10 protein-coding genes and 5 pseudogenes are annotated in these 12,267 nt (G+C 70.5%); 6 read left to right on the top strand and 9 right to left on the bottom strand.

What is annotated here, in order from left to right:
* Positions 1–253 precede the first annotated feature (253 nt).
* Positions 254–1,035: pseudogene (locus tag QRX60_RS44505) on the bottom strand (baeRF3 domain-containing protein).
* Positions 1,036–1,631: 596 nt separating this feature from the next.
* Between QRX60_RS44505 and QRX60_RS44500 the strand changes: the two are divergent.
* Positions 1,632–3,032: an alpha/beta hydrolase family protein gene (locus tag QRX60_RS44500; protein WP_285997490.1), complete on the top strand. Its 1,401-nt coding sequence runs from the start codon at positions 1,632–1,634 to the stop codon at positions 3,030–3,032.
* Between the two features lie 300 nt (positions 3,033–3,332).
* On the opposite strand, the gene QRX60_RS44495 is transcribed toward QRX60_RS44500, so the two are convergent.
* A complete protein-coding gene (locus QRX60_RS44495; protein ID WP_285997489.1) occupies positions 3,333–3,533 on the bottom strand; it encodes a hypothetical protein in 201 nt (66 codons plus the stop codon).
* Between the two features lie 244 nt (positions 3,534–3,777).
* Here QRX60_RS44495 and QRX60_RS44490 point away from each other — a divergent pair, with 244 nt between their 5' ends.
* From QRX60_RS44490 to QRX60_RS51705, 3 genes are all read left to right on the top strand, one after another.
* Positions 3,778–4,041 (top strand): SHOCT domain-containing protein, encoded by a 264-nt coding sequence (locus QRX60_RS44490; protein ID WP_285997488.1) that lies wholly within the window; start codon positions 3,778–3,780, stop codon positions 4,039–4,041.
* The gene (locus tag QRX60_RS44485; protein WP_285997487.1) at positions 4,038–4,661 is read left to right on the top strand and encodes a hypothetical protein; all 624 of its coding nucleotides are present in this window, start codon (positions 4,038–4,040) and stop codon (positions 4,659–4,661) included. Before QRX60_RS44490 ends, QRX60_RS44485 begins: the two co-directional genes overlap by 4 nt.
* A gap of 66 nt (positions 4,662–4,727) precedes the next feature.
* The gene (locus QRX60_RS51705; protein WP_408630178.1) at positions 4,728–5,036 is read left to right on the top strand and encodes a DsrE/DsrF/TusD sulfur relay family protein; all 309 of its coding nucleotides are present in this window, start codon (positions 4,728–4,730) and stop codon (positions 5,034–5,036) included.
* 309 nt (positions 5,037–5,345) lie between these two features.
* On the opposite strand, the pseudogene QRX60_RS51700 reads toward QRX60_RS51705, so the two are convergent.
* Together QRX60_RS51700 and QRX60_RS44475 are read right to left on the bottom strand one after the other, a co-directional pair.
* A pseudogene (locus QRX60_RS51700) lies at positions 5,346–5,657 on the bottom strand (transposase); the annotation flags it as partial.
* Between the two features lie 427 nt (positions 5,658–6,084).
* A pseudogene (locus tag QRX60_RS44475) lies at positions 6,085–6,321 on the bottom strand (DNA polymerase Y family protein); the annotation flags it as partial.
* A gap of 32 nt (positions 6,322–6,353) precedes the next feature.
* Here QRX60_RS44475 and QRX60_RS44470 point away from each other — a divergent pair.
* Positions 6,354–7,135: pseudogene (locus QRX60_RS44470) on the top strand (S1 RNA-binding domain-containing protein); the annotation flags it as partial.
* 373 nt (positions 7,136–7,508) lie between these two features.
* On the top strand, positions 7,509–7,979 hold the full coding sequence (locus QRX60_RS44465) for a cupin domain-containing protein (RefSeq protein WP_285997485.1): 471 nt from the start codon (positions 7,509–7,511) through the stop codon (positions 7,977–7,979).
* 35 nt (positions 7,980–8,014) lie between these two features.
* Here QRX60_RS44465 and QRX60_RS44460 read toward each other — a convergent pair whose 3' ends face one another.
* From QRX60_RS44460 to QRX60_RS44440, 5 genes and pseudogenes are all read right to left on the bottom strand, one after another.
* A complete protein-coding gene (locus QRX60_RS44460; protein ID WP_285997484.1) occupies positions 8,015–8,431 on the bottom strand; it encodes a VOC family protein in 417 nt (138 codons plus the stop codon).
* Positions 8,432–8,554: 123 nt separating this feature from the next.
* Entirely contained in the window at positions 8,555–9,313 is a 759-nt protein-coding gene (locus tag QRX60_RS44455; RefSeq protein ID WP_285997483.1) for an SDR family NAD(P)-dependent oxidoreductase, read from the bottom strand.
* A 21-nt stretch (positions 9,314–9,334) separates the two neighbouring features.
* Positions 9,335–10,675, bottom strand: a complete 1,341-nt coding sequence (locus QRX60_RS44450) for a peroxidase family protein (RefSeq protein ID WP_285997482.1) — start codon at positions 10,673–10,675, stop codon at positions 9,335–9,337.
* 143 nt (positions 10,676–10,818) lie between these two features.
* Positions 10,819–11,541: an alpha/beta fold hydrolase gene (locus QRX60_RS44445; protein ID WP_285997481.1), complete on the bottom strand. Its 723-nt coding sequence runs from the start codon at positions 11,539–11,541 to the stop codon at positions 10,819–10,821.
* A pseudogene (locus tag QRX60_RS44440) lies at positions 11,538–12,260 on the bottom strand (alpha/beta hydrolase); the annotation flags it as partial. The pseudogene QRX60_RS44440 and the gene QRX60_RS44445, both read right to left, overlap by 4 nt.
* Between the last annotated feature and the right edge of the window lie 7 nt (positions 12,261–12,267).

Here is a 12,267-nt window from a genome sequence, read left to right as displayed (position 1 = left end):
GCCGGTTATCCGCTCGTCAAAAGCTCCGGCGGCTGCGCCGTCCGCGCCCGGCTGCGCCCGGACCTCGACCGGATCACCGGCGGGCTCCCGCTCGAGCACCGCATCGAGCACGGCGAGCCCGCCGCCAGTCTCGTGCGCGCCTGCGAACCCACCGACCAACTCGTGGTCGGCCCGGTCAGCCGCGCCTGCCTGCACACCGCCGTCTGCCCCGCGGTCGTCGTGAGCGAACACCCGACCCGCCACCTGGCCGGCCCTACCCGAGTTGGCGATCGTGCCGTGGGCCCGCGCGCCCCCAAGCGGACTGGCCTGCTGCCGTTGCCACGGCCGCGAACCTCGATACCGGAAAGAGCGCCGCGAGCGGGCCTCGCCCGGGCACGCCGGCGGCCGGAACGACGTGGACGGTGCCCCCGGATCGCAGGGTGCTCACCGCTGCCGTCTCGCACCTCGGCTGTTCGTTCGGGGTCGCCTCGGACGAGACGAAGAGCACCTCGACCCGTCCGGCCCTGGCGGCCGTCTCCACCTCGACGGTGTCGTCGGACGCCAGCCCGGTGCCGGCGGTGTTCCCGCAGCGGGTCACGGCCTCGGCCTCGGCACCGGCCGCGACCGGTGCCACGAGCTCCCAGGCCCGGGTGTGCAGTTCCGCGGGCGGCACGTGGTCGGGGCTGCCCGGGATCCCGGCGGTGAGGACGTGCCGGCAGTGGGTGATTTCGCGGTAGGCCGCCCGGATGCGCTCCACGCCGGCCAGCACGAGCGGGCGGTGTTGCCTGGTCAGGAACGTGTCGACGGCATGGCTCACGGTGTGCAGGTACCGGCTGAGGCGTTCCTTTGCACTTCGCCTCCGATCCCTTGCCCATGCACCACGGTGCGTTCCTTCACGCCGATCCGGACGCCCAGGTGGTGGCCGCGCTGCTTCAGTGGCTCGTCGTACCGCAGCGCGTCCTTGACACCTTGGGGCAGCCCGGGAACGAGCACCGGGTGCATCCGCCACCGGTCGCGGTTGTAGAGCCGCGCTTCGTTCTCGCTCAGCGCGAGCACGAAGAACTCGTCGTGGCCGGCGAGCACGGGGAGCAGGGGGGAGACGTGGAAGCGGTCGGCGACGGTGACCGATTCGCCGAGCGGCAGCGGCAGCCGGAAGGCACGCCACCATCTCGGGCGCAGGAACACCGCGAGCCCGTCACCGCGGTCCCGCCAGAACTCCGGGTCGGCGCGAGCCGGTGTGCGGGCCGCATGATGTCGAGCACCTCGTGTCGGCGCAGTCCGCCTTCGGTCAGTTCCGCCTCCGCGCGGGCGGTCAGGTTGCCGAACGCGATCGGGTCCTGTCGGGCGCCGTCGCCCGCGCGGCGGGTCGGCAGGTGGAGCGACACCGATCGTCCCCGGGGTTGCCGCAGCAGGATGTCGAGGTCGTGCCGGGAAGACGTGTTCACGGCGGTAACCTCCCTCTTTTCGTTGCCCCGCTTTACGGTCGGGCCGGTGCGGTCCCTGCGGCGAGAGGCGAAAGTCACCGCCGGGCCGGTGCTGTCCTACCCCCTGTCGGGGCACATGGGCTCTGCTGCGAACGTGACCGGATCCGCCACGATGTCGGCTCGGCCCGGGAGCGGGGGGGAATCGTGAGACCGCTGGAAATACTCTTGATGAGCGTCGAGTCGGTCGCGTTCGCCGCGGCGGTGATCCCGTTGCGGGGCAGGGCGCGGTGGTTGCGGCCGGTGGTGACCGCGCTGCTGGTGCCGGTCGCGACGGCACAAGTACTGGTGGAAGGGCCACGCTGGCAGCTGGTCCCCGCCTACGTCGTGGCCGGGGTGCTCGTCCTGGCCGGGCTTTACCGGCTGCTTCGCCCGGGACGGCCGATGCTGCGCCCTACCCTCAGGAGTGCCGCGATCGCCGGCGGGCTGCTCGGGCTGGCCGCGTCCACGGCGCTGCCGGTCCTGGTCCCCGTCTTCACCTTCCCGGAGCCGACCGGGCCCTACGGCATCGGCACCATCACCTACCACTGGGTGGACCAGGACCGGCCCGAGATCTTCACCGCGGACCCCGCCGACCGGCGCGAGGTGATGGTGCAGGTCTGGTACCCGGCCGACCGGGACGACCACGCGCCCCGTGCTGCGTACGTGCCCGACGCCGGCGCGCTCGACGCGCTCGCGCGCCGCGGCGGTCTGCCGCCGTTCGTGTTCAGCCACCTCAAGGACGTCCGGACCAACGCGATCCCCGCCGCCCCGGTGGCGGCTGCTCCCCGCACCTTCCCGTTGCTGCTGCTGGCCACGGGGCTCGCCGGCTACCGCCAGTACGACACGCTCGGCGTCGAAGAGCTCGTTTCGCACGGCTACATCGTCGCCGGGATCGACCACCCGTACTCCAGTGCCGCCGTCGTCTTCCCGGACGGGCAGGTCGCGGACTTCGACACCCGCATGACCGACCGCACCTTCGCCGACGCGATCCTCCCCCACATCGCCGAGGACACCCGTTTCACCCTCGACCGGTTGAGCGCCGTCGACCGCGCCGATCCGACGGGCCGGCTGACCGGCCGCCTCGACCTGGCGCACACCGGCCTGTTCGGGCTCTCGCTCGGCGGGGAGATCACGGGCATGGGCTGCCTGCGCGACACGCGGTTCCGGGCCTGCCTGAGCATGGACTCCTGGATGCCCGATCCCGTCGTCACGGCCGGGCTGACCCAGCCCACCATGTTCCTCACTCGCGACAGCGACACGATGCGGCAGGAAGGCTGGCGGCAGAGCGACATCGACCGGTCGCTGAACACCATGCGCGCCGTCTGGGACCGGCTCCCCGCGGACGGCTACCTGATCCGGATCCCGGGCATGTACCACGCCGACTTCGGCGACGCCCAGCTGATCTCCCCGCTGCTGCGCCCACTCGGGATCACCGGCCCGCTGGACGGCGCGAAGGCGCACCGCATCGTCAACACCTACGTCCTGGCGTTCTTCGACCGCTACCTGAGGTCCCTCCCGGCCCCCCTGCTCGACCAGCCCGCCCCTGCGCACCCGGACGTGCTGTTCGAAAAGCACACTCCCGCCCGGTGACCCGCGCTTCCGAACGCGACGACGAAGGGCCGGACCGTCCGGGCAACCGGATTCCACCAAGACCACAGCTGGATCAACGTACTCGCGGTGCGCGACGAACACGGTCGTCTTCGCCACACCCGCGGCGTCACTCCCGTCGCCGGGATCCGCCTGCTCGGACAACCTTGGCAACACACAGCCGGTTCCGCACTGCTGGGTTTCGTCGGTGCCGATGCCGCCTAGATCTCCGCCCAGGTCGGCTGACCGCCCTGTCGAAGCAAAAGACTTCGATTCGTGCGATAACCCACCTGGCTCAGCTTGTCACCGGGTGATGACGAACGCGAGGACCTTCAGCGCGATCGAGCCCACGATCGCGAGGCTGGCGACGATGACCGGCGTGAGACCGGCGCGTCGGCCTCGCCGTTGTGCTCGTAGCCCGAAGACGAGACCGCCGACGGCCGGTGCGATGAGCGCCAGCAGAGCCGGGGGCCGCCCACGGCGCGGCGGTGAGCGGCGGGGCATCGCCCCTGTCAGCCAGGGGCCAGTCTCCGAGGGCCATGGCCAGCAAGCCGCTGACCGGCAGCAAGGCCAGCGGCACTCACGCCCGCCGGACATTTGCTGGTTTATGTGCGGGGCCAACGGTGCCGGCCGGGCGCGACGGCAAGGCCGAAAGGCCCTGGTCGCTGTTTCCGAAGGCTCTGGCAGCAGCTATCGGTCCGCGCGAACAGTATGGGAGGCGGTGGCTGACCCCGTGGAGGTGGGCACGATGATGTACTGGAACGGCGGTGGCTGGGCCTGGATGGCCTTGATGCCCGTGCTGTGGATCGTGTTGATCGGCCTGGTCGTGTGGGCGGTGGTTCGCCTCACGCAGCAGCGTCCCGGCGGCGGCCACGAGCAGGGTCGCGGCCGGCCACCACAGGAAACACCTGAGCAGATTCTCGACCGCCGCTTTGCCTCCGGCGAGATCGACATCGACGCCTATACCCAGGCGCGGGAACACCTCGCTGCCGGCAAACCGAGGTCCCGATGACCGCGCTCCGTGGGCGCTGGCTGCCGCTTGCCGTGCTGGTTGCTGCGGCGGCCGCGTTGATCGCCTCGCTCGTGTGGGTCGTGGGCGGCGTCTCCGGACCGTCCGGTCCCACGACGATGATGGGTGGCGTTGCGGGCGAGGGGCCGGTGCGCAACATGGCCGACGCTGACCAGGCGGCCGGGCGCTTCGCTGGTCAACGGGGCCTGCACGTAGGGGAAGTCATGCAGTTCAGCAACGGCTACTACGCCGAGCTGCTCGCCGCCGACGGCAGCCGTGCGACCGAAGTTCTGATCGATCCCGGTAGCGGCACTGTCCAGCTGGAGTCCGGCCCGGCCATGATGTGGAACACCGCCTACGGCATGATGTCGGCCCGTGATCAGGCCGGAGCCGCTGCCATCGGGCCCGACCAGGCAGTGCGGATCGCCGACCTGTGGCTGCGCGAGCACCGGACCGGTCTGCACGCCGGCGAACCCGACCGGTTCCCCGGCTACTACACCCTGCACACCTTGGACGGCGACCACATCGTCGGCATGCTGTCGGTCAACGCGACCACCGGTGCGGTCTGGTACCACACTTGGCACGGCCAATTCCTCCAGATGCAGGAACACCCGGACGAATAGCCCGCCCTCTCCGCGTCAGGGGAACGCCGTGAGCCGCAGGGTCTTGTTCATCCTCAACGACCCTCCGTGCGGCACCGAGCGTTCCTGGAACGGCCTGCGACTGGCCGGCGTTCTGGCCCGCCGCTAGGACGGCGCCGTGCGCGTTTCCTGATCGGCGACGCGGTCGGCTGTGCCGTGGCGGGGCAGAAGGTGCCTGACGGCCGCTACCACCTGGACCGGATGGTCGAGTCCGCCGCCCGCCGCGGCGCCGACGTGGGCTGCTGCGGCACCTGCCTCGATGCCCGCGGCATCGCCACCGAGGCCCTGGTGAAAGGCGCCACCCTCGACGACCTCGCCGGCTGGACGGCGTGGGCCGATCAGGTCATCACCTTCTGAGCCGAAAATCGGTGGTGAGTGGGCAGGCCGAAGGCACTCGGCGTAGCGCAGCGGAGCCGGGTCTGTCGTGTGGAGCTCAGGCGCCAGGGCGTTGAGCTGGCTGATGTGATTGCGGATCTTGCGCTGGGTGTTGGTGTGCCGGGCGAAGTAATCGGTGCCGAGGTCGCGGAACCGGGTGTCAGGATCGGACAGCAGGTGCCACATGATCACGAGGATGGAACGGCCGACCGCGATGATGGCTTTCTTGGCGCCGCTGCGGCGGGCGATGCGCCGGTAGCGCTCGCCGAGGAAGGTGTCGGTCTTGCCGGCGGCCACGGCGGCCTCACCGAGGACTCGGGCCAGATAGGGGTTGCCGTGGCCGGTGGCACCGGCGCCTTTGTCCTTGCCGGCCGACTCCGACACCCCCGGCGCGAACTTGGCCCAGGAGCACAGGTGGCCGGGGGTCGGGAAGCGCGCCGTGTCCAGGCCGATCTCGGGGATGGCCACCTGGGCGGCGGTCCGCCCGACGTCGGTGATCTCATCGAGTCGCTCGACCGCCGCCGCGAAAGGGGCGATCAGCTCGTCGATCCTGGCGTCCACCCGGGCGATGTCAGCGGTGGCGGCATCCACGCGGGCCAGCATGGTGGACAGCAGGAACGCGTGGTGATCGGGTGAAGTAGCCGGTGACGGCCTCCTCCAGCCTGCTGATCTTGCGGCGCATCGAGGTGCGGGCCAGTTGCGCGAGCGTTTCGGGTCGCTCTCACCGGCGGCCAACGCGGCCAACGCGGCCAGCATGGCCCGCCCGGACACCCCGAAGATGTCCGAGACCCACTTCGGACGCTCCGGCGGTGCCGGTGCCGCCGGTCGTCGTCGCGACGACCAGGGAGCCTGCCGCGAGGGCGAGGCTGATGCCGACCGTTGCGATCTTGGTGCGCCGGGTGATGCGGTGTCGGCCCGTGGCGGGGTTTCGGGGCATGGAGTTGTTCACCTCGTTCGGTTTTCCCGGGCGCGGCAAGGTAAAGCGCGGCCCGGACGGCAACCAGCGACACGTCCGGTCCGGACGTGCGGCGACCGACAAGGGCGCCAGGAAGCCGGCCGATCTCCCCGGTGGGACGAAGGTCGCGCGGCGGGCTGCGAGGGTCGCGGCGAACAGGCCGTCGGCGACCCCGACCCGGCACTCGACACCGGCATGGGCTTCGACTTCGGTGATCAGCAGCTCGGCGAGGGCTTCTTCGCCGCCGAAGTACCCGGCTGCGCCGGCGACCGGGACGGCGACGATCCCGGGCCGTACGACCTCAACACCGACGCGTGCGCCTCGACGGCGGCGGCGACGGGTTCGTCAACTTCGGTGCCTTCGTGGACCTGGGTGGCGTCGACGGCCTGGTGCACGTTTCCGAGCTGTCCTGGAAGCACATCGACCACCCGTCCGAGGTCGTCGAGGTCGGCCAGGAGGTCACGGTCGAGGTCCTGGACGTCGACATGGACCGCGAGCGCGTCTCGCTGTCGCTGAAGGCGACCCAGGAAGACCCGTGGCGCCAGTTCGCCCGCACCCACGCGATCGGCCAGATCGTGCCGGGCAAGGTCACGAAGCTGGTTCCGTTCGGTGCGTTCGTGCGCGTCGAAGAGGGCATCGAGGGTCTGGTCCACATCTCGGAGCTGGCCGAGCGCCACGTCGAGATCCCGGAGCAGGTCGTCCAGGTCAACGGTGACGTCATGGTCAAGGTCATCGACATCGACCTCGAGCGCCGTCGCATCTCGCTGTCGCTGAAGCAGGCGAACGAGGGTGTCACGCCGGACACCGAGTTCGACCCGGCCCAGTACGGCATGGCCGCCGAGTACGACACCGAGGGGAACTACATCTACCCCGAGGGCTTCGACCCGGACACCCAGGAGTGGCAGGAAGGCTTCGACAAGCAGCGTGAGGAGTGGGGGCAGCGATACGCCGAAGGTCGGGCCCGCTTTGACGCGCACGTGCGGCAGACGAGGAAGGTGGCGGAAGCTGACAGTGAGGCAGCTCGGGCTGAGCCGAAGTCGGAACAGCGCCGCGAAGTGGCGGCAGCACACCGATCGCGCAGAAACAGCTCGATGCGCTCCGCAGGCGATGGTCCGGCGACGAGTGACTTCGCAGAGCGCGTTGGGATGGGGCAGCCTCTCTGTCCGCGTGGTTCAATCCGGCGGTGACATCGAACGGAAGCCTTTCGTACGCCTCGGTGAGCACCACCCCTCGTCCGCCGCGAATGGTCATCGTGGTCGATGGTGGTGAGCACTGGAGCTACTGGGTTCGGCGCGCCCTGTTCCGGGCTGTTCACGTCGGCGCTTCGACTGGGGATACCGGGGCAACGCCAAGGTGTCCGGACAACTGGGGAAGCTCAGTATCAGCAACCGGCCGCATGAACATCGAGGAACGAGGAACCGACCCGCTGACCTGTCACACGGACCGTCATCGCCTTGTCTGTGTTGTCGAGAGAGACAGCACAGACAGGGATGGTGGTCATGTCGTACCCGGACAAGGTCTATTTCGGCAGCTCTGGCGAGGTCAGCGCGAACTTCCGCGCGGCCGATACCCCGCCCGACCTCGGTGCGCCCGGTGACGGCATTCACTACCTGGCTACTACCGAACAGACGCGCGGTGAGTACGGCCTGTACCGCGTCATGATGAAGCCGCGGGCCGGTGGACCTAGCACGCATTTCCACCGGACGATCTCGGAGTCCTTCTACATCCTTGACGGCACGGTCCGGTTGTTCAATGGGGAGAAGTGGATCGAGGGCCGGGCCGGCGACTTCCTCCACGTGCCGCAGGGCGGGCTGCACGCCTTCCGCAACGACGCCGACTCCCCGGCCGAGATGCTGCTGCTGTTCACGCCTGGCGCGCCGCGCGAGGAGTACTTCGAGAAGATCGGCGAGATCGCGCAGGACGAACGCGCCAAGTTCCTTGATGAACACGACTCGTATTTCGTGGACTGACGGCTGCCGGCGGGTGTGCGCCCGCCGGCATGCGGTCACCTGGTGAGCAGGCCGGTCGTCTGGCCGATCTCGATCAGGTAGCCGTCCGGGTCGCGGAGGTAGCACCGCACCTCGGCCCCGCGGTCCTGCGGCTCGGTCAGGAACTCCGCGCCCTTCGCGCGGGCTCGAGCGTGGAACTGCGCGATGTCGGCCACCCGGACGTTGAGGAACGCCGACACCGGGTCACCGGGCTCGGGCGCGGTCAGGGTCACGTCCGGCTTGTCCGGGGTGGGGCCGCCGCCGGGGTTCATGATGATCCACGTGTTGGCGACGCGCACGGTGGCGGGGTTCTCGGCCAGCACGACGTGCCCGCCGAAGATCCCGGCGTAGAACTCGCGCGACACTTCGACGTCGCGCACGGTCAGGAAGTGCGTCACAATCAGGCCCTGATCCGGCGCGGGAAAACCTTCCATCACTGAAATCTCCTCACGGTCGTCGTCGTCGCCGCCGGCGAAGACCGGACAGCGGTGGGATTTGTGACCGTCGCCGCGGACTCCGGCCGTCGTGCTTCATACCGAGAATCTCCCGCCGGGCCCTCAGGTGAGCGCGAGCCCGCCGTCGACCGCGAGAACCTGACCGGTCACCCAGGTGGTCGCCGGATCGGCGAGGTGGCGGATCGAGTGGGCGATCTCCTCGGGCTCACCGCGGCGGCCGAGTGGAATCCTGCCGGCCTCGCCCGCTTTCACCTGCGTGATCTGTTCCTCGCCCAACCCGGCGGCGAGCAGTGCTTCCGACTCGGTCGGGCCGGGCGCGACGGCGTTGACCCGGACGCGGTGGGGCGCGAGTTCCAGTGCCCAGCTGCGGGTGAGTGACTCGATCGCGGCTTTCGACGCGCCGTAGTGAGCCCCGCCAGGGAGGGGACGGTGGCCGTAGGTGCTCGAGACGTTGACGATCGCGCCCTGGTGTTCGATCAGCTGGGGCAGCGCGGCGTGCGCGAGCATGCTCGGCGCCGTGACGTTGACGGCGATGATGTCCTCGATGGATTGCGCGCTCACCGCTTCCAGCGGCATCCCGACGAACGCACCCGCGTTATTGATCAGGATGTCGAGCCGTCCCCAGCGGTCGACGGCCGCCTCCACGATCTTCCGGGGCGCCTCGTCGGCGCAGATGTCGGCGACAACAGTCTCGATGGACGGGTGGCGGCCGGCGCTTTCGGCAAGCCGGTCGGCGCGCCGCCCGACACCCAGCACCCGAGCCCCCGCTTCGGCGAGATCGAGAGCCACCGCGCGGCCGATCCCGGAACTCGCCCCGGTCACGATCGCGACCAGTCCCTCGAACTGCGGCTTTCCAGGCATAAATCCTCCTTGTTCGACGAATCAGCTTGCCGGCTGCGTGTGGCCCAGCGTGAGCAGGTCGGCCAGGCCGTAGGCCGGTCCCGCGGCGGGCAGGGTCGGTCGCCAGTCGGGTTCGCGGCTCAGGTAGCTCGCCGGGTCGGCGCGCAGCAGTCCGATCAGGACTTCCGCGACGATGCGGCCGCCGACCGGGCCGAGGCGGTCGCCGCCGCCGTGGTGCTGGGCTTCGTTGAGGACGTAGATCCACAGTGGCGTGCCGTGTGGCCAGGAACCTTCGTCCGCGGTTAACGGCGGCACGCCGATGTGGCGGGCGACGGATTCGCCGCTGGGCAGTCCGGTGGTCTCGCCGCGGAGGAGGTCGCGGACGGCGAGCGACCGGTGGGCGGCGGTGTCGACCGTGCCGGTGATCTGCTCGGGCAGTGCGATGAGGCTCGCGGGAAGGCGGCCGTCGATGCGTTTCGCCCGTTGTGCCGGCGGGCGGCCGGGCAGGTCGAAGATGAGCGCGAGATCGAGGCACCGGCTTGCGGGCACCGGCCGGAACCCGACCAAGTCCGGGAGGAGCGGCAGTTCGGGGCCCCCGTGGGCGAGCCGGTAGGTGTGGCGGATCTGGCTGTGGCCGTATCGGAAGGCCGCGTGGGAGAACTCCAGTGGGATGCGGGCCTGTCCGGGGGACGGCGCGAACCACCGGCCACCCTCGTCGAGCACGTGCTCGACCAGGGGCAGCCCGACGAGCCTGGGCAGGAAGTCGTGGACCACGATCCACTGGTAGTGCCAGGTGAGGGTCTGCCGCGCCCGGTCGAAAGCATCCGGCACGCCGTCGTCCCGTAGCAGGTCCACGATGTGGTTGTGTGCCCGCAGCAGTGCGGTGTGCAGGGTCAGTGCGACCAGGTGAGAGTCGTTGCGGGGGTCGCCGATCAGGGCCACCCCCTGCTGGTTGCGGGGTACGTCGCGACCATCTGGGTGGCCGAGCAGGAACTTCGCGGGATCCCCGGTGTCGTAGAGGAACGGCGAACCGATGGGGCCGTCGGAGTAGAGCATCTCCAGGTCGAGCCTCGGTGCGCGGGCGTTGCGGAGCGCTCCCGGGTGCAGGTCACTGGTGAGGGAAGAGCGGTCGGCGGTGGTGTCGTGCGCGATCAGCTGGCCGAAGAACGGCCACCCGGCGGCCTCGGTCGCGTCGTCGTCGCCGCCCGGTCCGGGCGTGGCCGCCGCGTCGCAGATCCCACCGTGGCCGCCCGCGCGCGTCAGCAGCCGTGGGTCGGTGACCAGCGGGGCGAGGCCGGGGAACATGCGCCCGTACCGGCTCGGTTCGGCCGGCGACGGGTGCCCGGCTTCCGCCTCCGCGATGGGGGTCACCACGGTCGTCACGGCATACCTCCTGTCCGCCGGGCATCGTCGTGATACCGGCACCAGTGAAGACAAGACAGCCCTGCGGCGTGTGACAGCCCGGCGCGAAATCCGGAGCCGTGAACGGCACATTGAGGGACTCGATGTGCCGTTCACGGAGTTCCTTACGCGGCCGGGCGGCCGACGGCGTCGAGGATCGCGGCCGTGACCGCGGCCGGGTCCGACACGCTGAGGGCGTGCGACCCGCCCGCCACCTCCCGGACGCCCTTGGCGCCGGCGCGTTCCGCCAGGTACCGGTGCAGGGCGACGGGGATGTTGCGGTCCTGGTCGCCGAACACGAACCAGGACGGGACCGACCGCCACGCCGGGGTTTCCGCCGGGAGGCCCTCGGTGAGCGCCGCCTCGGTGACCGGGCGCTGGGTCGCGGCCATCACCGCCGCCTCGGCGGCCGGGACGTCGGCGGCGAACTGGTGGTGGAAGGCGTCCGGCCGGATCGCGAACTCGGTGCCTCCGGTGGCGACCGGGTAGGCGGTCAGCGTTTCGCCGAGTGTGCTGCCCGGGAACTTCGCCGACAGCTGCAGCGCGCTCTCCCCGCGCTCGGGGGCGAACGCGCACACGTAGACGAGCCCGGTCACGGCCGGGTTGCCGGCCGCCGCCTCGGTGATCACCATGCCGCCGTAGGAATGTCCGGCCAGCACGACCGGTCCGCCGATGCCGGCGACGACGTCACGGACGTACGCGGCGTCGCTCGTGAGGCCGCGCAGCGGGTTCGCCGCCGCGACGACGTCCACCTGTCTTGCCAGCAGTCGTTCGACGACACCGTGCCAGCTCGCGGATTCCGCGAACGCACCGTGCACCAGGACGGCGGTCGGCTTCTGTTCGGTCATGGTTCTTCTCCTTCTGTGTCGGTTTCCCAGCCGTGGAGCGCTTTCCGCAGCACCCGGCACGCCTGCTCGATCGCGCCGGTCGCGGCCGCGGTCCCGCGGAGCGGGTTGAGCATCATGAAGTCGTGGAGGGTGCCGTTGTAGCGGACGCAGGTCGTGTGCACGCCGGCCGCGACGAGCTTGCGCGCGTAGGCCTCGCCCTCGTCGCGCAGGACGTCGTTCTCGTCGACGACCACGAAGGCCTCCGGCAGTCCGGCGAGGTCCTCCGGACCCGCGCGCAGCGGGGACACGGTGACGTCGGCGCGCTGGGACACCTCGGGCAGGTAGGCGTCCCAGTACCAGGCCATGGCCTTGGCCGTGAGGTGCGGGCCGTCGGCGAACTCGCGGTAGCTGCCGGTGTCCTGACCGGCGTCGGTGACCGGGTAGTACAGCGACTGGTGCCGCAACGTCACGTCCCCGCGCCGCTTGGCGAGGATCGCGACGACAGCGGACATGGTGCCGCCGACCGAGTCACCGGCGACCGCGAGGCGGGACGCGTCCAAGCCCTCGGCGGCACCGTCGGTCGTGATCCACCGCGCGGTCGCGTAGACCTGTTCGACCGCGACGGGGTACCGCGCCTCGGGCGACCGCGAGTACTCGACGAAAACGACCGCCGCGTCGGCCCCGGCGGCCAGTTCCCGCACCAGCCGGTCGTGCGTGCCCGCGTTGCCGAAGACCCAGCCACCACCG

The organism is Amycolatopsis mongoliensis, assembly GCF_030285665.1.
GTDB lineage: Bacteria > Actinomycetota > Actinomycetes > Mycobacteriales > Pseudonocardiaceae > Amycolatopsis > Amycolatopsis mongoliensis.
Note: the sequence above shows the minus strand (reverse complement) of the source record. Positions and strands in the feature narration are given on the sequence as shown.